The organism is Methanococcoides burtonii DSM 6242 (assembly GCF_000013725.1).
In the GTDB taxonomy this organism is placed as follows: Archaea; Halobacteriota; Methanosarcinia; order Methanosarcinales; family Methanosarcinaceae; genus Methanococcoides; species Methanococcoides burtonii.
On the sequence record NC_007955.1, the window covers coordinates 83,161 to 102,132 of the forward strand.

Consider the following 18,972-nt stretch of genomic DNA (forward strand, 5'->3'; position numbering starts at 1 on the left):
ACAGCAGTCACAAATACGTATTCACAATAATCATACTGGAGTTTTCAATGCATCTTATCATAGCGGAAAAGCATATTGCAGCCAAAAGGATAGCAAAGATACTGGCCCCGAAGGAACCAAAACAGGTACGTGTCAGTGGAATGGATACGTTCGAATATAAAAACCCTGACGCAGAGGACAGAATAATCGTAATGGGACTTAGCGGACATATCGTACAGCTCGATTTTCCAAAAGCCTATAACAACTGGCAGAAGATCGATGCAAATGAACTTATCGATGCTGAGGTAATTACTACACCTACCCATGTGAAGATAGTGGCAGCCCTCAGGAAACTAGGAAAGGAAGCTACGCATGTTACCATTGCTACTGACTACGACCGTGAAGGAGAGCTTATTGGTGTCGAAGCACTGAACATTATAAGGAAAGTGAACCCTGATGTTGAGTTCGATCGTGTTTTTTATAGTGCCATAACCAAGACGGAGATAGAGGGAGCTTTTGCGAACCCTGCTTCAATTGATTTCGATCTTGCGGATGCAGGTCATTCCAGACAGGTCATCGATCTTGTGTGGGGAGCTTCCCTTACAAGATACCTTTCTATTTCAGCAGGCAGGCTGGGAAAGCTTTTCCTGTCAGTGGGAAGAGTGCAGTCACCAACACTTGCATTGATAGTAGATAAGGAAAAGGAAAGGCAAGCATTTGTCTCGAAGCCATACTGGGAAGTCAACGCGACCCTTAAGGATAACGATGATGCACTGGTCAATGTACAGCACAAGAACTCCAAGTTCTGGGAAAAGGAAGAAGCTGATGCTGTAATGGAAGTTATAGGAGATAAGGCATCCGTATCATCCGTGGATAGCTCGAAGAAGACGGATAAGGTACCAACTCCTTTCAATACCACAGAATTCATCGGTGCTGCAAGTTCCATCGGTTTTACAGCATCCAATGCCATGAGGATAGCAGAATCCCTTTACACCAATGGTTTTATTTCATATCCAAGGACGGATAATACCGTTTATCCTGCATCCATCGACCTGAGGGCACAGATAGAGATATTCAGCAAAGGTCCTTTTAGGGAATATGCCCAAAAGTTGCTTGCGAAAGATGAACTTGTGCCTACACGTGGCAAAAAAGAGACCACGGACCACCCCCCTATCTATCCTGCATCCCTTGCAAAGAAGAGTGAACTTAATGAACAGGATTGGAAGCTTTACGAGCTTGTGGTCAGAAGATTCTTCGCAACCTTTGCAGATGAGGCCGAATGGGAGACCATGAAGGTAAGGTTCGATATCTCTGGTGAGGAATTCAAGGCAAATGGTGCAAGACTTGTGCACCAGGGATGGAGATGGTATTACCCATACAATGCTCCACAGGACAGGCTTCTTCCGGCACTTTCTGAAGGAGATATACTGGATGTGACCGGCAAGGAAATGCTTGACAAGGAAACTCAGCCACCTGGAAGGTATGGACAGGGACGTCTGATAAAGCTCATGGAAGACCTTGGTTTAGGTACAAAGGCCACACGCCATGAGATCATCAGTAAGCTATATTCAAGGGCATACGTCCACGGAAATCCGCTTCAGCCTACCAAGACATCTTTTGCAGTTATCGAGGCCCTTGAAAAGTATGCACCGACCATTACCAAGCATGACATGACCAGTCAGCTTGAAGAGGATATGGATAGTATCGCTGAAGGGAAGGTTAAGGAAGACAATGTTCTGAAAGAATCAAGAACAATGCTGCATGAAGTATTTACAGAGCTTGCCAATAACAGCGAAAATATCTCAGAATCCCTGCGTGCAGGCCTCCGCGAAGATAAAGTAATAGGAGAGTGTTCCGAATGCGGTTCGAAGCTCATGGTCAGAAGGTCGAAAAGAGGATCCCGTTTTATCGGTTGTAATGGATATCCGGATTGTAATTTTTCACTTCCACTTCCAAAGAGCGGACAGATCATCGTTACTGAAAAAACATGTGAAGAACATGGAATTAATCATGTGAAGATAATCAATCCGGGAAAACGTCCATGGGAATTAGGATGTCCACAATGCAATTTTATCGAATGGAAGAAAACTCAGGAAGAAGAAAAGGCCAAGCAGCCAAAGGTGCCTATTCCTGATAAGATCACGGATGTTCCCGGTATCGGAAAGGTCACTGCAGAAAAACTTAAGAATGCAGAGATCAATACTATTGATGAGTTAAGGCAAGCGAATGCAATTGAGCTTTCAAAGGCCACAAGCTTGCCTGCAGGCAAGATAATGAAATGGCAGGAACTTGTTACATAAAACTATAAAAGAGGGGGATATACTTGAAACTCGGATTCAAAGGTGGATGCAGGGAAGTCGGACGTTCCGCACTTCTTGTTAATGATGAGATACTTGTAGATTATGGGCTCAAACCGGGAGAGGAGCCACTCTACCCGGTGGATTATGTACACCCTAAAGCTGTTCTTATTTCGCATGGACATCTTGACCACTGCGGTGCCGTTCCTAATCTGATGGATATGGATCCTGAGCTATTCATGACACCCCCAACAGCTGATCTTGCACAAGTGCTTGCAAAAGACACTCTGAAGATTGCAGAGAGGGAAGGAACGTCCATACCATTTGACGAACGGGAGATCCAGCAGATGGTTTTGAACACCAGGACTTTCGATACGGGCGTGGAGTTCCATACACATGGATATACAGCACAGTTCTACAATGCAGGTCATATTCCAGGCTCATCTGCGATCTATCTTGAAAAGGATGGAAAAAGCATTGTATATACTGGCGATATCAGTACTCAAGAGACATATCTGGTCCCATCAGCAGATGAATTGCCAGAAGCAGATGCACTCATTACTGAAAGCACATATTTTGGAGAGGACCACCCTACGAGAAAGGAAACGGAAAGGGAATTCATCGATTCACTCAGGGATACCATCGACCTTGGCGGCAATGTTATTATTCCTGCCTTTGCCATTGGCAGGACACAGGAAGTCCTAATGATGTTAAGCGATAACGGCATTCCTGCTTATGTGGACGGCATGGGAGTAAGGATCTACAAGCTTCTTATGAATCATCCGGAATATTTGAAGGATCCGGAAAAACTCAAGCATGCTTTTGATAATGCTACAATTGTCAAGGGGCGTAAGAGAGAAAATATACCACTTAACGGTACAGTTATCGTTACGACCGCCGGAATGCTCAATGGAGGGCCTGTACTTCATTATATTAACCGACTGTACACGGACCCGAAATCCAAGATAATGCTGACCGGATATCAAGTCGAAGGCACCAATGGAAGAATGGCGCTCGACACCGGCAATATCGATAATGATGGTATTATCCAGAACATACGCATGAAGATCGAGCAATATGATTTCTCTGCACATTCCGGTGACAAAGAGCTTAAAGCCATGGTAAGTGAGTTCTGCGATAAGGGCGGAGAAAAGGTATTTGCGATGCATGGTGAAAACACCGAGCAGTTCGCACAATGGGTTACAGATGAGATCGGTGTTGAGGCTTACGCGCCTGCCAATGGCGAAGACATCACCATTTAATTTTATTATGCCACTTTTGAAAGTGGCAATCCTTGTTTAAAGTTTTATGACATTTTCCAAAAAATAAGAGAATTTTGTAAAAAAAGAAAGGAGAAAAGGAAACCGTATTATTTGACAGGGATTCGGATAAATGCCTGTCCGGAACTTGAAAAGAAGCCATTTTCTTCAGTTTCATTCATAGGCATTGTAGCAGATTCATCTTTATCTTTCTTTGAGCTCTCTGTATTCCTCATGATATCCCCTCTATTTTAAGCAGATAGACTGCAATCCGAGAATCAGACCATAATCCTCATCATAATAATAATTATGGGAAGTCTTGTATATAAACTTTACGAATGTGCTTTAAAAACGACACCATTGAACAACATCTAAAATAAAAGGATGAGCAATATAATGAAAAATGGACAGAAAATATAAACTAAATAATCAGCAAAGATCGAATCGGTTCAGATCTTCAAGAGTATTAATATTAATAAGGCTCTTAAGCTGAGGATCGAATACCTTTAGCAACTCAATGTCAACCTGTAAAACATCATCCAACTCAAAGACAGGTGCCAGTATAAATTTTTTGTTCGACCGTATGGAACTTTCAATTAGAGGTAACATAGGTTCAACGCGATACACACTACACAAAGACTCCATTGAACCGTCATTGTGTATAGGGACCGCAGCATCGTGCCCTCCTGCACTACGGAACATGAACTTCACGACCTCCTTGTCAATGAAAGGCATATCACAAGCTGTTACAAAGATGTATTCGCCTTTCGCTCTTTTAAATCCTTCAAGCATACCAGCAAGTGGACCTACGTCCTGATAGGTATCGAAAACCATCTATTTCCCACATGCATAGTCTGCAAGCTCCTGTGCCTGCCCCTCATCCCTTACAGAAACTATGATATCATCTACGACATCCTCAAGCATGCCAATTGTATGCTCAAGTAAAGACCTGCTGTCACTACACCGTAGAAGCGACTTCTCCACATTTCCAAGACGCCTGCCACGCCCACCTGCAAGAATAAGTGCTGATAAGCTCATCAGGTTCTAATTTAGAATATTAGTACATATAAGTAAGCCTGGAAGCAAAAGGCATTAATTTGAAAAGTGCCATATTTAATTTTATGATAACTAATCCAGAATCAGAGAATATCGAAGTGTTCGCAAAGATGATATTGGCAGCAGCAAGGACAGCTCCAAAAGCAAAGGGAAAGGACAGCATTGTTACCGGACTTCTGGAACCAACTGACATAAAGATACTTGCGAACTCCATGGATGCAATGGCAGAAAAGAAAGGAGAAGGCTTTGGTTTCTTCAACCGAAATTCTCAAAATGTAAGGGATGCGGATGCAGTCATCCTTATTGGCCTCAAAACATCAGAACCAACCGGGTTAAATTGTGGAGCATGTGGCTTTCCCACATGCAAGGAAATGATAGGACAGACACTGGTCAAAGCCGATTTTAGCGGACCAAAATGTGCCTTTAAGTACATTGATCTCGGAATTGCACTGGGAAGTGCAGCAGCAAAAGCAAAGGACCTTTGCATCGACAACCGGATAATGTACACCATCGGAGCAGGTGCATTGGCAGCCGGATTGTTTGATGCTGATATTGCATGCGGGATGCCACTGAGCATAAAAGGAAAGAACATATTCTTTGACAGAAAATGAACTCACATAAAGAGAAGGTCAGGAAAGACCCCGGCTCCACTCACTTCTGCATCATTCGCCCTTGATAACTCGAACGACCTCATCCAGATCCTTCTCAATATTATACTTTCGCTTAAAATGAGTAAGCACATTGAAAGCATCACGCCTTAGCAAATCTTCTGCATTAAGATGATCAAGGGTCACATACTGTGGCCAGTCGATGAACTCAACACCTTCCTCACTTACGAAGATGTTGTACTCACTAAGGTCTGAATGGATGATGCCAAGTGAATGGACCTTGGCCATTTGAGAAAGGATCTCCTCAAGTACCCAATTCGGCTCAGTGAGCTTTGTTTTGACAAGTAAACTGCCCTTTGCAGGAGCCATTACAATAGCATGCCTGTTATAATCAAGAGGCTTAGGAATTGATATCTCGGAGTACAGCTGCTCCATGATGTCGAACTCTCGCTTTGCTGAAAGCCTTGCAGCATATATCCAGGAGAAATGCTCACGGTAAGCAAGGTGCTCACGACCCCTTTTAACGCTCTTGAAACTGGTACGACCTTCCCTGTGGAACTTAATAATGACAGTAGCAGGATCCCCAATAGCAAGTTCGGGTTCCCTGATAGCCTCATGTACGACAGACTCTTTGCCCACACCCACTTCATCGCCAATTGCACTGACAGATCCCCTCTTGACAAAAGTGTTCAAAGCGAGTGCATCATAACCGTCAAAATATATCTGATAGCCTTCGTAGGGAGTTTTCGTACCCACGACCATATTGGACCTGAAAAGCTGAAGGAGCTTATATTCAAGCTGACTATATGAAAATCTAGTATATTTTCGGACCTCCTCAACAGGAACCCACTCATAGTGTTTCATACCTATTTCGATACCCATCAGTATACGAAGGTCTTTACTGTCCAGTTGCCTGAATAGTTTAACTACATCATCTATCATCGACTGTTATTCCCCCGAATCTTAAAGATAGTTTTTGGTTGTACAAACAACAACGCAATTAAGAAAGACGTTTCCTTGATTCCTCCACTTCATCCACAATATCAGGATATTCGCGGAACACAGACAGAATATCAAGTGCGGCGACAAGGTCTACTACTCCAAGTGCCCCCACAACCTCCCCACCAGAAGTTCTGATAGGAGCTACAACCACAGCTTTTCCTTTGTAGACACCCTCAGTCGGTATTTTTCTTATGATCTTGTTTGTCAGTATAACCTCTTCAAGAACAGGACCAGTATAATTATCATCCATAACAACTCCCCGTTCCATACGAAGCCCCCTGAGGTTCTTACTTCGGATAGTAATCGGAATTCCAAGCACACCATGCAATGCCTCTGCTATTGGTTTAAGATCTTCGGATGTTGAATCACTACATATTTTCAAACAGATCATATTTAATCCCACCTTTAGATAATTAGATATAAAAAATACTATAAAATGAACATGACGAGAGTTATTTCCCACTTCGCTCGAGACTGGAAACATAATTATAAGCTTCGAACGCTGCAATTGCACCATCGCTTGCAGCCGTTACAACCTGTCGCAAAATAGCATTGCGACAATCACCAACTGCAAAAACGCCTTTTTCGGAACATTCCATCCTTTCATTCGTTATAATGAAACCATATTTGTCTTTATCCACATCAACAAATCCGGTACTAGGCTTCACACCTACATATACAAAGACACCATCAATAGGAACCCTACAAACCTCTGCGGCATTAATATCACGTATAACTGCCTCTCTCACTACAGAATCCCCGACAATTTCCTCAAGAGTAGTACCCCATAAGAACTCAATGTTAGATCTGGCAAATGCCCGGTCCTGAAGTATTTTCGAAGCTCGAAGTTCATCCCTCCTATGAACAACACAAACAGATGCAGCCATATCAGAAAGAATAAGAGCATCCGTAATTGCAGACTCGCCACCGCCCACTACTATCACATTGCGACCTGAAAAAAAAGGACCATCGCAAGTAGCACAATAGGAAACACCTTTTCCACGGAACTCCTCCTCCCCCGGAATTCCAAGATGCTTAGGTTCTGCACCGGTTGCAATAATAACGCTGCTCGCTTCAATATCACCTTCTGAAGTGTGAACGATTTTCATATCACCCTCCGACCGAACCTCAAGAACATCCCTATCCTCGACAACAACTCCGGCTGCCTTTGCATGTTCAGCAAATTTATCCATAAGCTCCATACCACCGATGGATGGGAAGCCCGGATAGTTCTCCACATCACCCGTAGTTGAGATCTGCCCGCTAACAAATCCTTTTTCAAGAACAAGTGTATTGAGACCATATCTCACAGCATATATTCCGGCGGAAAGACCACCAGGCCCCCCACCAATTATTATTAAATCATATACCATTAAAATACCTCATCAAGAAAGCATAGAAACAGCTTTTTCCTTGTTAGGGACACCAACAAATGCCACTTTCCCATCTATGATAGTAGTAGGAACTGACATTATAGAATACTCCTCTGCAAGTTTTTCACCCTCAGGAGTATCAAAATCAACTTCATCATAGTCAAAATCATGCCCCTCTTTTAAGCTCTGCCAGAGTTTCTTTGCAGCAGGACAGACATGACACCACGAAGCATGAACAAGTATAACCTTTGTCATCAATTACCACCTTTTGTTAATATTGATATATTATATAGGAAACTCATCCAATAAATACAATACTAAAAAATAAAGGTGAAATACCCGATAATCGAATACGCGTATCCTTACTGAACATTCAACCAGGCCTGATCAAGCTGCCCACTGTAACGTGTTCCACCAAATTCAAAAACAACGGTAGGCTCTTCGATCGCGACCCACCCAGGAACATTTGGAGTAACCTTCCATGTCCGTTTTACAGATTCACCGGGATTAATATTACCAAACGAAAGAGTGGCCTTTTTCACATTAACACCAGTAGGGAAAGTTGCAATTATTACAAAATTCTCATAAGGCTGCTGATAGAAGTTCTTCACCCAAACATCGACCCCAACGCTCTGACCAGATGGACACTGGGCAGGCGGCATTATTTTAATGAACTGAGTTAGAGTTCTATTTTCAACAGGTACTGCATTCGAGATATCCACACTCGGACCTGAGTTGCCACCAGACTTATTGTTTTTATTTATGATAAGACCCGCTACAAGAATGCAAATAGACACACACCCGATTAGTGGTGCGTTCTCCACCAGAGGATCAAGATGTGTTGGGGATACAGTCACATTTATAAGAGCTGTATCAGATTGAGAGATAGGAGTGTCAAAATTCACTTTTGTTATAATCCATTGGCTACCAGACTTTTGAGTCCTGAAATATATCTGTTTTTGAACAGAACCTACAACCTGATCATTTTCAAAAATACTAACAGTGCAATCAGCGACCACATAAGCAACATCTTCTTCGACAGTTATATCTTTCAAAGTTATCTGCTGGATAGAACCTGCCGGGATATCCCTGTTCTTAAACATCCCTTCTAAAGATACAGGTACCTTGAAATCATTACCCACATAATAAGAAAATGCAGTATCAAATTCGCCCTCATTAAACGAGTTGAGAAAATTCAGGACAGTATCATTAATTGCTTCCTGCGAATCCGTACCCAAACAACCACTAGTACAGACCAGAAAGATAAGAAATATGCATGTACATGACAACCCTTTTTCAATCAACGTCACCATATGACAATAGCTCCTTCATTAAAATGATAATAACAATCAATGTCAATGCAAAACGATTAAGATAAAACAATTGTTTAAAAAAAATAAAAGGATAAGGTGAATAAATTCACCTTATGGCCAGAGTGCAATTGATTTTCTTACACCAAATGAAGGTGAGGTAAATCCTGCGGATGTTGTTGAACCAGCTTCCGGCGTAAGGATTAAGTTTACAGTGGACCTTGGGGAAACAGTGATACCTGAATCCTTAAGACCGGAAAGTGCCACTTCATCAAGAGTTGTATGGCTGCCTGCGCTTGCTGTGGTTGATACGGTGGAGATATAGATGTTTACAAGATCTCCCTGGTTCATGATAGGCTCTGCCTGTGAGAATGATTCATCCTCATCCCTGATCTGTTCGACTGTGAAGAAGAACCTTGAATTGTTACCCATATCCGTAGTATTCTCTGTGGCTAAAACAATCATATTTGCAGCAGAGCTTGCAGTTGAGCTGAAATTAGTCATTGCATCACCATATGCCTTCGAATTGCCCGCATAGACAAGATCATTAATAGAATCACCATCAGTAACTGTAATGACAACCTGATTAAGATCAATTTCGGAGCTACCGATATTGAGTGCTACTTTTACTTTAAGAAGGTCAACTGTTTCAGAGGTAGTACCTGAGCCGCTGGCACGCACACCTTCAATACCCTTGATCAACAAGTTAGATGATACTTCTTGGGCTGCCTGCTTACCAGTTGATTGCGCTCTTTCCTGAAGTACACCAGAAGTCTGGATCAATACTGCTGCAGCGACTGCAGCAACCAATACCATTGCAATGAAGATAATAAGTGTGCCGATTCCTGCCTGAGCACGATCATTATTCATCATCAGATGTTTATTTGCTTTCATTCATTCATCTCCTACTTTTAAAGTTTATCAGATAATTGGAATAAATTCATCTTAGGTAGATAGAGTAGTTTCTCTTGGATCAATGTGGGAATCGTGAACTGCGAAAGTGTTCGAGAACCTTTTTCAGTAACACGAATTGCCAGACCTCAACTTTGAGATCATATTAACCACAATGAAACGATGGATGAAACACATAATATGATAATTGTTCAACATTTCAAACAAATAATATTATATATCATTTCCATCATATACTCATCATAATTAGTATGATAGTTTTTATATAAATACTCCACGGTTGGAAAATCCAAACGAAAAACATCATTGGAAAAAGGAATGTAAATATTTCCCATAGGGAAAGTTTCAGACATCAAACGAACGAGATGAACAAAAATGAGTATCTTGCTCTTACTAAATAGTACAATTTGTTTTGCAATAGCAGTGATCTCTTTGACTTTTGCATGGGTACTTGCAAAAAATGAGAATCTGGAAAAACAGAACTCAAAGCCTACCCTTTATGCATTGATTACATTCTGGCTGCTTGTATCTTTTACATATTACCCCACAGCATTACGAATGATAGCAGCCTATCTTGATAATGCACAAGTTGACATAGCGATGTATTACATAGCATCAATTCCTTTTGCTTTTGTCTCCGTGCCAGTGGCATACTTCATTATCTATGTAATAACAGGAAATAAACAGGCAAGTAGCTACGTAAGCATCATATTCGCAATGTTCGGAGCATCATATCTGATGTTCCTTTTGACTAACAGAGTAGTAGAACCATTAGTAACCTACTGGTCATCAATTATCAATATAAACAGCAACATTGCGATCAACATTTATCTGATTGGCCTGTTTGTCATCCCTACCGCCATGATACTTGGAATTCTATTGTTAATACTTCTACGGAAGATATCGAAAAAAATACGATACCGTACTGTACTGTTACTAGTATCAATCTCTTTCGTCATCGATTTCATGCTAACGGACATGATCACCACATTTGATATGCTGCAGTTTGTTGCAAGGATCTTTGTCCTTATAGGAACAGTTCTTGCATACATTTCATATTTCCCACCCCCAGCATTACAAGAAAGACTCGGCATTTACCAGCATAATTTTGAGTCGTGTGATGAAGCGGAATACATGGATCTTGAGGAAGACATCGATGTCTGACACAATCAATGTTGAGTATGAGAAAAAGGTGGCCGAATTCTACCAGTCATTGGGAATAAACCAGGGACCAGGGGATATTCAATATCGTCTGATATTACTAGTTCTCAAAAAGAATGAAGGCAAAATAACGGAATTTGCCGAAATAAGAGAATACACAGACCAATTTGCAGATAGAGGAAGCATTGGAAGTAAGATGAAGACGGTATTCCAGTTAGAAGGACTTGCAAAGAAAATACAACGCGGCGGATATATCATAACAGAAAGGGGATTAATAGCCGCTAATTTTTTGAACTATACATCTGCATTCTACAAAAAGACAAAGAGCATGCAGGCAATGCTTGATCGTCTTCCATAATGGCGAAAGATGTATATATAATAAATATTATGTACATGTATATACTTTAATGTACATACGTGGTTATTATGCACTCTGCAATACATGAAATTATCAATTCTACGGAAAAGCGGGTTAAAGCGCTTTACGAAGCGGAAGATCATCCAATTTTGAAGGGAGATACACAGGGGATAGAGAAGATAATCGAAGCTATTCATTCAAAAAAGGATAGTGGAAAGGTTCCGATCATTGCCGAGGTCAAACCTGCATCCCCGTCTATGAAAATAATGGACATTTCACCGGAAGAAGCGGGAAAAATTGCCATGGATATGGAAAATGCAGGAGCTATTGCCATATCGGTCCTTACAGAACCAGAGTTCTTTGAAGGTTCCATTGATAATCTTAAAGCTGTCAGAGAAGCTATTTCACTACCCGTCCTGAGAAAAGATTTCATTATTGATAAGGTGCAGTTCGATGAGGTAAGAAGTGATCTTATATTATTGATAGCAGGACTTCTCGGCGAGAAACTGGAAGAACTCATCGAATATGCACGATCAAAGGAATTCGAACCTCTTGTGGAAGTACACAATAAGGAAGAACTTACATATGTTCTTGAGAATAGTTCAGCAAAGATAGTAGGTATCAATAATCGCGACCTTACAACCCTTGAGGTGGATATTGCTACCACAGAGGAACTTATACCGATAATAAAAAAGTACGACAGGAGAACAGGTGAAGAGCACCTTGTGATCAGTGAGAGTGGCGTACACACACCTGAAGACGCAAGAAGGATGATGAGAGCCGGTGCTGATGCGATACTTATCGGAACTTCCATTGTCAAAGATGAAGATATTTATAGAAAGACCAAAGAACTGGTCGATGCACTTGATAACACTATAGAATGATAATAGGGAGGTATGATATGAGCAATACAAAATATGGAAAGTACGGTGGACAGTTCGTCCCCGAGATACTGATGCCTGCTCTCGAAGAACTTGAGCAGGGATATGAGAAGTACAGGAACGATCCACAATTTATGGAGGAGCTTGATTATTATCTGAAAGATTTTGCAGGTCGGGAAACACCTCTTTATCACGCCAGGAACCTCAGCAAAAAATACGGTACAAAGATTTATCTAAAAAGGGAAGATCTTGTGCATGGTGGCGCTCACAAACTAAACAACACGATCGGCCAGGCGTTGCTTGCAAAGTATATGGGAAAGTCAAGACTTGTAGCAGAGACCGGGGCAGGCCAGCATGGTACTGCTACTGCCATGGCAGGGACTAATCTGGGATTCGAGACCCATGTATATATGGGCGCCAAGGATATGGAAAGACAGCGCATGAACGTGTATCGAATGGAGATCATGGGTACAGAAGTACATCCGGTCGAGTCCGGCTCAAGAACACTTAAAGATGCTATCAACGAAGCACTGCGCGATTGGGTCTCAAATGTAGAGAATACACATTATCTGATAGGTTCAGTAGTTGGACCACATCCATATCCAATGATGGTAAGAGATTTTCAGAGCGTGATCGGAAATGAGGTAAAGCAACAGATAATAAAAAAGGAGGGTCGTTATCCGGATTCAATAGTTGCCTGTGCAGGTGGTGGCAGTAATGCCATGGGGATATTCCACCCGTTCATTGAAGAGGATGTGAAACTTATAGCGGTAGAAGCAGGCGGAAAAGGTATGGAATATACCAAAGATGCGGCACTTCATTCGGCATCACTTTCCGTTGGAGAAGATGGCGTTCTCCAGGGTGCTCGTACCCGCATACTTCAGGATGAGTATGGCCAGATCCTCGAATCAAGTTCTATTTCAGCAGGACTGGATTATTCAGGAGTAGGTCCGGAACTTGCCCATCTTGCGGATATTGGAAGAATTCTGCCCCGTGTTGTCAATGATGACTTGGCATTGGAAGCGTTTCACGAACTAAGCCGTGTGGAAGGCATCATCCCTGCACTTGAATCATCTCATGCAGTAGCACATGTTATGGAAGCAGCAGAGTCAGGAGAACTTGGCGAGCTTGTGGTCATCAATCTATCCGGAAGAGGAGACAAGGACCTTGAAACCGTTATTGGGCTCGAAAGGAGGAAGTGATATGAGATTAGCTGATAAATTCAATGAAATAAAGAACAGGAATGAGACAGCACTTCTTGCTTATGTTTGTGCAGGAGATCCCGATATTGATTCGACCCCACGAATTGTTGATTCGCTGATAAAGGGTGGTGCAGATATTATTGAGCTGGGATTGCCATTCTCCGATCCGGTGGCAGACGGACCCACCATACAGGCAGCATCAGAAAGAGCACTTACAGCAGGAATGAACCCGGACAGGTATTTTGAACTTGTGGCAAACCTTGATGTGCAGGTACCACTTGTTTGTATGACATATTATAATCTGATATACAAACGCGGAATTGAAAAATTTGTAAAGGATTGTATAAGTTCGGGCATTAGCGGATTGATCATCCCGGATCTACCGGCAGAGGAAAGCGCCGACCTTGCAAACTGCTGCTCACAAGAAGGAGTAGACCTGATATTTTTGGTAGCTCCGATCACTACGGATGAGAGAATAGAGATGATATTGTCTAAGACTTCCGGCTTTGTGTACATTGTCTCAAGATCAGGCGTTACAGGAACAAGGTCCGACGTCACAGCTGCGACCTCCGACATAATTTCAAGAGTCAGAACAGACATCCCGAAGGCTGTTGGTTTCGGAATTTCCAATGCAGAACAAGCTGCAAAGATCATAGATGCAGGTGCGGACGGAGTTATAGTAGGTTCTGCTTTTGTAGATATTATCGCATCAGGAAATGATGTCGAAAAAAGACTGGAAGACCTTACAGCTGAGATCAAGTCAGTCTGTAGAAGGGACTGAAGAACATAAATTAAACTTAGAGGGAGTTAGATCCCTCTTTAATTATTCGAACAACTGATCTACGAACCATTCAGGATCGAACTTTTTAAGGTCGTCATACCCCTGCCCCATCCCAAGGAACAGAATTGGTTTACCTGTTATGTAGGCAATGGATATTGCTGCACCGCCTTTGGAATCAGCATCTGTTTTCGTTAAAATTGAGCCATGAATTGGAACAGCAGTATTGAATTGCTGAGCACGTTCTACGGCGTCATTACCTGCAACTGCCTCATCCACAAAGATGATGAGATCAGGAGAGCTTACACGGCAGACCTTCTCAAGCTGTGCCATGAGATTCACATTAGTGTGCATCCTACCGGCAGTATCGGAAAGTACGACATCCACATTGTGTGCCTTTGCATGCTGTACAGCATCATAGACAACTGCTGCAGGGTCACCACCTTCCTGATGCTTGATCAGTTTTACGCCGATCCTCTCTGCATGAATAGCAATTTGATCGATAGCTCCTGCCCTGAAAGTGTCACCAGCTGCAATAACAACAGAATATTTCATGTCTTTCAGGCGTTTTGCCATTTTAGAGATGGTTGTGGTCTTTCCAGTTCCGTTAATGCCTATGAAAACAATATGGACCGGCTTTTCCGCATCCCTGATGTAGTCGTCAAGATCAAAAACGTTTGCAGACATGACTTTGTAGATAGCACTTCTCAATGCATTCTCCACAAGCTCACCAGTATTCTTCCCAAGCTTCTTGCGACTTCCCACAAGTTCTTCTTTTACAGACTCGACTATCGCCTCTGCGACATTGATAGCAATATCACTCTCAAGCAAAGCCATTTCAAGCTCCCAAAGAGAATCTTCGATATCACTTCCATCGAGTATGACCTCTCTTTCAAAAACAAGGGCTTTAGCCTTTTGAGCAAAACCGATCTTTTGTTTTAAAGAGGGAGAAGCTTCTGTTTTGTCAAGCTGATCTTCAAAAGAAGAAACGTTTTCCGAAACCTCTGGAGTTGATACTGGCTTTTCTGCCGGTTCGATCTCAACGATCTCTTCGACAGGCTCTTTCAACTCAACAGCCTTCTCATCAATCGTCTTACCGATCGATTGTTTGAAACTACCAAGTTTTTCCTTGAGCTTATTAAACACTAAAACTCATCCTTAAAAATGATAAAAATAAAAAAGGAATCAGAACATAATGAACAAGATCACTGCGGAGGTCTGTTTCCAACTGCTGATTCAATTGAAGCCAGACGCTGCCCTATCTGAGTAAGGGTTCCATTCAAGCGTTCAACAACCTTGCCGAGCTCTTCCTTGCGCTGAGTGAGCGTTTCAATGGCTTCAGTCGGAGTTTTCTCCACACTGATGCCTGCTCCGACACTTACAACGATTTTATCGACATCTGCAATATTCGCATGTATCAATGCCCCTGCTCCCAGAGGAATCATCGTATTAATAGCACCGGAAGCGGACTTAAGCTCCTCCAGAGTTAAGATGGCACGTGTGCAATCCTCAATAGACATCTGCACCATACCAAGCTGCTGATTAACTGATTCAGCATTCTGCTGTAACTCACGATGTTGAGCTGCGAGATTTCGTGCGTCCTGTTCACTCGTTTCTGACATAGATCTCATGCCTCTGTGACACTCTCGATCTTAATTAATGCCCTAACGATCCTATGTTTACTACCAAAAGTGGACAATGTCTTATCACGAGCATTCTTTTCATTTTGGCTCTCGACGTTCTTGGTAAACTTCTCCCAAGAATGTCCTGCTTTGAATGTGCCTTTGACAACATAATTCTGCATATGAAATCACCTGTTATATTAATTAATTTAAAGACCAATGATCAAGCAAAGAATAGTGCGTCCTCAACCCTTCCGAGTTCGTGACCCGTAGTATTGGAACCTGCAACATATCCTTTTGAATTGGCAAGCAAACCTGAGCCTACTGCCTGTGAACCGTAATTAGTGGTACCCAATTCGATAGGAAGAGCGAACACATCCTCAAGAACGGAAAGTTCATCCGGTGTCACCATTGGGTGGACCAGTAAACCTCTGTTCGTGACAACGCCTGCCATTCCAACAGTTCCCAGACCTGCAATAGTGCCTCTGTGAACATCCACCCCAAGAACCCTTGAGATTACTTCTATCGAACTATCGGTCATTTCCGGATGTACAAGTGCTGCCGTATCATTTGCCAATATCACATTCCCAACGGCTGTAAGCATATCAGGAAGCACTTCGACTGGGACCTCAACGTCTTTGAGATCACTGACATTGGCATCCCTTGATATCAGGAAACCATTTGAATTGCCTTTGGAAAGTGAACCTACCACAATACTGCCATTTATCAATGTAGAGATTACCTTTACATCAAGCTGTTCTGCAAGCAAGTCGATAGCCTTTCCGGCAGTACCGATAGGAACGATAGCCACATCTTCCGTACATGTGGCAAATACCCCCAATACAGGGTTATCATAAATGTTCACTGTTTTGATCATTATTGTCCTATGCTATACGATATAAGATCCATCTTAAGATCAAGCAAGTTCTGCCTGAACTTCTCCATCTTCGAACTTTGCAGCTCGAATACGAATGGACGATGGTGGTTTCTGAGAACCTCGTTCCCAGATTCTGTGGTTGATAGTAGCATCTATCTTGATCTGTGAAGGATCTGCTTTCATGTGCCTTACAAGATATTTTCTTATAAGAGACATAGCTCTGCCGGTACGCTTCCACCTTGGAGCAAGCTTTGCTTCACGAAGTGGAATAGTGTAGATCTGTTCCTTTACCGCGTCTTCTGCCATTGTCATCACCTTATTTCACGTCTAAACTGTTCCTTCTCCAGTGCCTTCTCTTTGGGTGGCTAACAACCTTTCTGTTAGTCTTGATGATCACCCAGGTTGGTACGCGCTGATTCTGATTATGCGCTTTTGCCAGCCTTATCTTCTGTCCTTTTGTATTGTGGCTCACTTATCTCACCTGTGATTTGATTAATTGTAACGCCAATCATAAAGATTTGCGTCTATAAATCGATTATCCTATAAATCATTAATCTATGGGCAATAAGATTCCCCATCTGATATCATCTTTATGTTCAAAAAAGAACATAATATCAAATACGCTTTAAAACTCTTGATTGCAAATGTTGCGGAAATATATCGATAACTTTTTCATTTCCATATTGTTGCCTTATCAGTTCACGTAACTCAGTTTCATAATCTGCTTTGGCAATACTGTCACTTTGACCTTCATCGATCACCAGATGCTTTTCCACAAGCATGTTGACCGCACTTCTACCATATCCCTGAAGAGGACAGATATATTTCACACCAAACCGATCCTCAATACTTCGAATTTCTGGATCTGTAAGCCTTGGTACACGATCATCACGCCTCACACCATCAGCGATCACTGACACAGTATCTTCCTTTGCGAGTGCCTCGATCACATTCTTGTGTATGAAGTTGATCGCGTTCTTCGGATAACCGTCCTCAATAATGGTATTCAATGCAGTTTCCAGAATAGTTAGATCAAGCTCCAGTACTCTGTGGGAGAAGCCCAATTCATCCGCCGTTACTTTTGCAATATTCCCAACCGGAAGTATCGAAAATGTGCATGTCACAAGCTCGATATCGAAAAAGGGGTCAAGCAGAATAGCCGACAATGAACTGTCCTTACCTCCACTGAAAAGTACATGAGCTTTCATATTCACATACGAGTTATGGAAGTCTGGCGTTTCTGTGGCTGCATCTGTGTAAGAAGAACTTTAAGCTTCTCATCATCTATCTTTGTCTGAAGACGACCATTTTGTGCAAGCATCACAAGCTGGGATTCAAGCTGTTCAACCAATTCCTTGCGAGAGAGCCTTAATCGAGTCAATCTCTCACGTGCCTCAGGTGTCATGACCTGCCGAAGAACTGCCTTAACCTGCTCGTCCCTTTCAGCTTGTGCCTGCTCCTGCTGATATGCAGCCTGAGCATCATTCTGTGGAGATGATTGCTGTTGCTGGAGCTCGGCGAGCCTTTTTTGTCTGATAGCTTCAAGATCATCCACTGTAGATCACATCCATTTATTATACATCAAAGATAACCGCTGGGTCATTGACAGGCAACTTAGGAGTGACATGGATGGGAGCAAACTCCCAATAACCATATCAGTATTTTGCAAGTTCCGGAATGGTCTCAACAAGCTCGTTCTTGACTTCAGTGGAGAGATTGTCAAGCAAAGACTGGCCGGCAGGAGCAATAACTCTACCGCTTTTCAGCTTGCGTACAAAGCCTGCAGTTTCGAGTTGCTGGAATGCTTCCCTAACAACAGAACCACTGCCCTTTGCTTTCCTGGATGGGTTTGCACCTCTATTTTTCTTACCACCATAGACAGACCTTAGTCTCTCAACGCCAACAGGGCCCTGCATATAAATGGTCCTCATAATGGCTGCACAGCGGATGTACCACCAGTCTTTGTCAACTGGGGAGTGCTCCTTGTGAACACCGGTCTTAACGAAAGCTGCCCATTCGGGTGGCTTGATCTGATCATTCTCTTTTAGGTTCTCTGCCAGCTTTGCAATAATATCTGATGCAGGAACGTCATATGCTGTAGTCATTGTATCCTCCTTGGAATGAAATGTATCGATTTAATTTTGATGTAATTTTGATTATTTGCAAACTTGTTGCCACAAGTTATGCTCTATCACAATATATGATGGAAATAGGGTGTAATTTATTGATTAGTATATACGTTTTTCGGCAGTAACTCGTATCCACATCCCATAAGATGAAATATTGGGAATTACAAC

The 18,972-nt window shown here is 42.3% G+C and carries 24 protein-coding genes and 1 pseudogene; 8 read left to right on the top strand and 17 right to left on the bottom strand.

What is annotated here, in order from left to right:
- The first annotated feature begins 47 nt into the window (after nt 1-47).
- Together MBUR_RS00490 and MBUR_RS00495 are read left to right on the top strand one after the other, a co-directional pair.
- Nucleotides 48-2,279: a DNA topoisomerase I gene (locus MBUR_RS00490; RefSeq protein ID WP_011498278.1), complete on the top strand. Its 2,232-nt coding sequence runs from the start codon at nt 48-50 to the stop codon at nt 2,277-2,279.
- 23 nt (nt 2,280-2,302) lie between these two features.
- Nucleotides 2,303-3,538 (top strand): MBL fold metallo-hydrolase, encoded by a 1,236-nt coding sequence (locus tag MBUR_RS00495; RefSeq protein ID WP_011498279.1) that lies wholly within the window; start codon nt 2,303-2,305, stop codon nt 3,536-3,538.
- A 107-nt stretch (nt 3,539-3,645) separates the two neighbouring features.
- On the opposite strand, the gene MBUR_RS14500 is transcribed toward MBUR_RS00495, so the two are convergent.
- Nucleotides 3,646-3,771, bottom strand: a complete 126-nt coding sequence (locus tag MBUR_RS14500) for a hypothetical protein (RefSeq protein WP_269479026.1) — start codon at nt 3,769-3,771, stop codon at nt 3,646-3,648.
- Between the two features lie 193 nt (nt 3,772-3,964).
- Nucleotides 3,965-4,573 (bottom strand): annotated as a pseudogene (locus MBUR_RS00500) (molybdenum cofactor guanylyltransferase).
- A gap of 83 nt (nt 4,574-4,656) precedes the next feature.
- Here MBUR_RS00500 and MBUR_RS00505 point away from each other — a divergent pair.
- A complete protein-coding gene (locus tag MBUR_RS00505) occupies nt 4,657-5,202 on the top strand; it encodes a ferredoxin domain-containing protein (protein WP_011498280.1) in 546 nt (181 codons plus the stop codon).
- Between the two features lie 51 nt (nt 5,203-5,253).
- Here MBUR_RS00505 and MBUR_RS00510 read toward each other — a convergent pair whose 3' ends face one another.
- The 6 genes from MBUR_RS00510 to MBUR_RS00535 form a co-directional block, all read right to left on the bottom strand.
- Complete coding sequence (locus tag MBUR_RS00510; protein ID WP_011498281.1) at nt 5,254-6,141, bottom strand: RIO1 family regulatory kinase/ATPase; 888 nt, start codon at nt 6,139-6,141, stop codon at nt 5,254-5,256.
- 58 nt (nt 6,142-6,199) lie between these two features.
- Nucleotides 6,200-6,592, bottom strand: a complete 393-nt coding sequence (locus MBUR_RS00515) for a DUF2111 domain-containing protein (RefSeq protein WP_011498282.1) — start codon at nt 6,590-6,592, stop codon at nt 6,200-6,202.
- A gap of 61 nt (nt 6,593-6,653) precedes the next feature.
- Nucleotides 6,654-7,574 (bottom strand): thioredoxin-disulfide reductase, encoded by a 921-nt coding sequence (gene trxB / locus MBUR_RS00520; protein ID WP_011498283.1) that lies wholly within the window; start codon nt 7,572-7,574, stop codon nt 6,654-6,656.
- A 12-nt stretch (nt 7,575-7,586) separates the two neighbouring features.
- Nucleotides 7,587-7,829 carry a glutaredoxin family protein gene (locus MBUR_RS00525; RefSeq protein ID WP_011498284.1) on the bottom strand — a complete coding sequence of 81 codons (243 nt, stop codon included), beginning with the start codon at nt 7,827-7,829 and terminating at the stop codon, nt 7,587-7,589.
- 107 nt (nt 7,830-7,936) lie between these two features.
- A complete protein-coding gene (locus MBUR_RS00530; protein ID WP_011498285.1) occupies nt 7,937-8,887 on the bottom strand; it encodes a hypothetical protein in 951 nt (316 codons plus the stop codon).
- A 111-nt stretch (nt 8,888-8,998) separates the two neighbouring features.
- Nucleotides 8,999-9,778 (bottom strand): archaellin/type IV pilin N-terminal domain-containing protein, encoded by a 780-nt coding sequence (locus MBUR_RS00535; RefSeq protein ID WP_011498286.1) that lies wholly within the window; start codon nt 9,776-9,778, stop codon nt 8,999-9,001.
- A gap of 393 nt (nt 9,779-10,171) precedes the next feature.
- On the opposite strand from MBUR_RS00535, the gene MBUR_RS00540 reads away from it, so the two are divergent.
- The 5 genes from MBUR_RS00540 (at nt 10,172) to trpA (ending at nt 14,179) form a co-directional block, all read left to right on the top strand.
- Nucleotides 10,172-10,960 (top strand): hypothetical protein, encoded by a 789-nt coding sequence (locus tag MBUR_RS00540; protein ID WP_011498287.1) that lies wholly within the window; start codon nt 10,172-10,174, stop codon nt 10,958-10,960.
- Complete coding sequence (locus tag MBUR_RS00545) at nt 10,953-11,315, top strand: hypothetical protein (protein ID WP_011498288.1); 363 nt, start codon at nt 10,953-10,955, stop codon at nt 11,313-11,315. The genes MBUR_RS00540 and MBUR_RS00545 overlap by 8 nt, the downstream gene beginning before the upstream one ends.
- 68 nt (nt 11,316-11,383) lie before the next feature.
- Nucleotides 11,384-12,199 (top strand): indole-3-glycerol-phosphate synthase, encoded by an 816-nt coding sequence (locus tag MBUR_RS00550; RefSeq protein ID WP_011498289.1) that lies wholly within the window; start codon nt 11,384-11,386, stop codon nt 12,197-12,199.
- A 17-nt stretch (nt 12,200-12,216) separates the two neighbouring features.
- The gene (gene trpB / locus MBUR_RS00555) at nt 12,217-13,398 is read left to right on the top strand and encodes a tryptophan synthase subunit beta (RefSeq protein ID WP_011498290.1); all 1,182 of its coding nucleotides are present in this window, start codon (nt 12,217-12,219) and stop codon (nt 13,396-13,398) included.
- Nucleotide 13,399: 1 nt separating this feature from the next.
- On the top strand, nt 13,400-14,179 hold the full coding sequence (trpA, locus tag MBUR_RS00560; RefSeq protein WP_011498291.1) for a tryptophan synthase subunit alpha: 780 nt from the start codon (nt 13,400-13,402) through the stop codon (nt 14,177-14,179).
- A gap of 42 nt (nt 14,180-14,221) precedes the next feature.
- On the opposite strand, the gene ftsY is transcribed toward trpA, so the two are convergent.
- From ftsY to MBUR_RS00600, 9 genes are all read right to left on the bottom strand, one after another.
- Entirely contained in the window at nt 14,222-15,322 is a 1,101-nt protein-coding gene (ftsY, locus tag MBUR_RS00565; protein WP_011498292.1) for a signal recognition particle-docking protein FtsY, read from the bottom strand.
- Nucleotides 15,323-15,381: 59 nt separating this feature from the next.
- Complete coding sequence (pfdA, locus tag MBUR_RS00570; protein WP_011498293.1) at nt 15,382-15,798, bottom strand: prefoldin subunit alpha; 417 nt, start codon at nt 15,796-15,798, stop codon at nt 15,382-15,384.
- Nucleotides 15,799-15,803: 5 nt separating this feature from the next.
- Entirely contained in the window at nt 15,804-15,980 is a 177-nt protein-coding gene (gene rpl18a / locus MBUR_RS00575; RefSeq protein WP_011498294.1) for a 50S ribosomal protein L18Ae, read from the bottom strand.
- 41 nt (nt 15,981-16,021) lie between these two features.
- Nucleotides 16,022-16,675: a translation initiation factor IF-6 gene (locus MBUR_RS00580; RefSeq protein WP_011498295.1), complete on the bottom strand. Its 654-nt coding sequence runs from the start codon at nt 16,673-16,675 to the stop codon at nt 16,022-16,024.
- A gap of 39 nt (nt 16,676-16,714) precedes the next feature.
- Nucleotides 16,715-16,981, bottom strand: a complete 267-nt coding sequence (locus tag MBUR_RS00585; RefSeq protein ID WP_011498296.1) for a 50S ribosomal protein L31e — start codon at nt 16,979-16,981, stop codon at nt 16,715-16,717.
- A 10-nt stretch (nt 16,982-16,991) separates the two neighbouring features.
- The gene (locus tag MBUR_RS13235) at nt 16,992-17,147 is read right to left on the bottom strand and encodes a 50S ribosomal protein L39e (protein WP_011498297.1); all 156 of its coding nucleotides are present in this window, start codon (nt 17,145-17,147) and stop codon (nt 16,992-16,994) included.
- A 142-nt stretch (nt 17,148-17,289) separates the two neighbouring features.
- Nucleotides 17,290-17,883 carry an alpha hydrolase gene (locus MBUR_RS00590; RefSeq protein WP_011498298.1) on the bottom strand — a complete coding sequence of 198 codons (594 nt, stop codon included), beginning with the start codon at nt 17,881-17,883 and terminating at the stop codon, nt 17,290-17,292.
- A gap of 2 nt (nt 17,884-17,885) precedes the next feature.
- Nucleotides 17,886-18,230 (bottom strand): DNA-binding protein, encoded by a 345-nt coding sequence (locus MBUR_RS00595; protein ID WP_011498299.1) that lies wholly within the window; start codon nt 18,228-18,230, stop codon nt 17,886-17,888.
- A gap of 100 nt (nt 18,231-18,330) precedes the next feature.
- Nucleotides 18,331-18,780, bottom strand: a complete 450-nt coding sequence (locus MBUR_RS00600) for a 30S ribosomal protein S19e (protein WP_011498300.1) — start codon at nt 18,778-18,780, stop codon at nt 18,331-18,333.
- Nucleotides 18,781-18,972 lie beyond the last annotated feature (192 nt).

Excerpts from the sequence above, each read along its gene's own strand:
- rpl18a (WP_011498294.1), bottom strand. The coding sequence starts at position 15,980 with ATGCAGAATTATGTTGTCAAAGGCACATTCAAAGCAGGACATTCTTGG.
- MBUR_RS00545 (WP_011498288.1), top strand. The coding sequence starts at position 10,953 with ATGTCTGACACAATCAATGTTGAGTATGAGAAAAAGGTGGCCGAATTC.
- MBUR_RS14500 (WP_269479026.1), bottom strand. The coding sequence starts at position 3,771 with ATGAGGAATACAGAGAGCTCAAAGAAAGATAAAGATGAATCTGCTACA.
- MBUR_RS00510 (WP_011498281.1), bottom strand. The coding sequence starts at position 6,141 with ATGATAGATGATGTAGTTAAACTATTCAGGCAACTGGACAGTAAAGAC.
- MBUR_RS00525 (WP_011498284.1), bottom strand. The coding sequence starts at position 7,829 with ATGACAAAGGTTATACTTGTTCATGCTTCGTGGTGTCATGTCTGTCCT.
- MBUR_RS00600 (WP_011498300.1), bottom strand. The coding sequence starts at position 18,780 with ATGACTACAGCATATGACGTTCCTGCATCAGATATTATTGCAAAGCTG.
- MBUR_RS00530 (WP_011498285.1), bottom strand. The coding sequence starts at position 8,887 with ATGGTGACGTTGATTGAAAAAGGGTTGTCATGTACATGCATATTTCTT.
- trpB (WP_011498290.1), top strand. The coding sequence starts at position 12,217 with ATGAGCAATACAAAATATGGAAAGTACGGTGGACAGTTCGTCCCCGAG.
- MBUR_RS00580 (WP_011498295.1), bottom strand. The coding sequence starts at position 16,675 with ATGATCAAAACAGTGAACATTTATGATAACCCTGTATTGGGGGTATTT.
- MBUR_RS00490 (WP_011498278.1), top strand. The coding sequence starts at position 48 with ATGCATCTTATCATAGCGGAAAAGCATATTGCAGCCAAAAGGATAGCA.
- trxB (WP_011498283.1), bottom strand. The coding sequence starts at position 7,574 with ATGGTATATGATTTAATAATAATTGGTGGGGGGCCTGGTGGTCTTTCC.
- MBUR_RS00535 (WP_011498286.1), bottom strand. The coding sequence starts at position 9,778 with ATGAAAGCAAATAAACATCTGATGATGAATAATGATCGTGCTCAGGCA.
- MBUR_RS00590 (WP_011498298.1), bottom strand. The coding sequence starts at position 17,883 with ATGAAAGCTCATGTACTTTTCAGTGGAGGTAAGGACAGTTCATTGTCG.
- MBUR_RS00550 (WP_011498289.1), top strand. The coding sequence starts at position 11,384 with ATGCACTCTGCAATACATGAAATTATCAATTCTACGGAAAAGCGGGTT.
- MBUR_RS00540 (WP_011498287.1), top strand. The coding sequence starts at position 10,172 with ATGAGTATCTTGCTCTTACTAAATAGTACAATTTGTTTTGCAATAGCA.
- pfdA (WP_011498293.1), bottom strand. The coding sequence starts at position 15,798 with ATGTCAGAAACGAGTGAACAGGACGCACGAAATCTCGCAGCTCAACAT.
- MBUR_RS00505 (WP_011498280.1), top strand. The coding sequence starts at position 4,657 with ATGATAACTAATCCAGAATCAGAGAATATCGAAGTGTTCGCAAAGATG.
- trpA (WP_011498291.1), top strand. The coding sequence starts at position 13,400 with ATGAGATTAGCTGATAAATTCAATGAAATAAAGAACAGGAATGAGACA.
- MBUR_RS00585 (WP_011498296.1), bottom strand. The coding sequence starts at position 16,981 with ATGGCAGAAGACGCGGTAAAGGAACAGATCTACACTATTCCACTTCGT.
- MBUR_RS00515 (WP_011498282.1), bottom strand. The coding sequence starts at position 6,592 with ATGATCTGTTTGAAAATATGTAGTGATTCAACATCCGAAGATCTTAAA.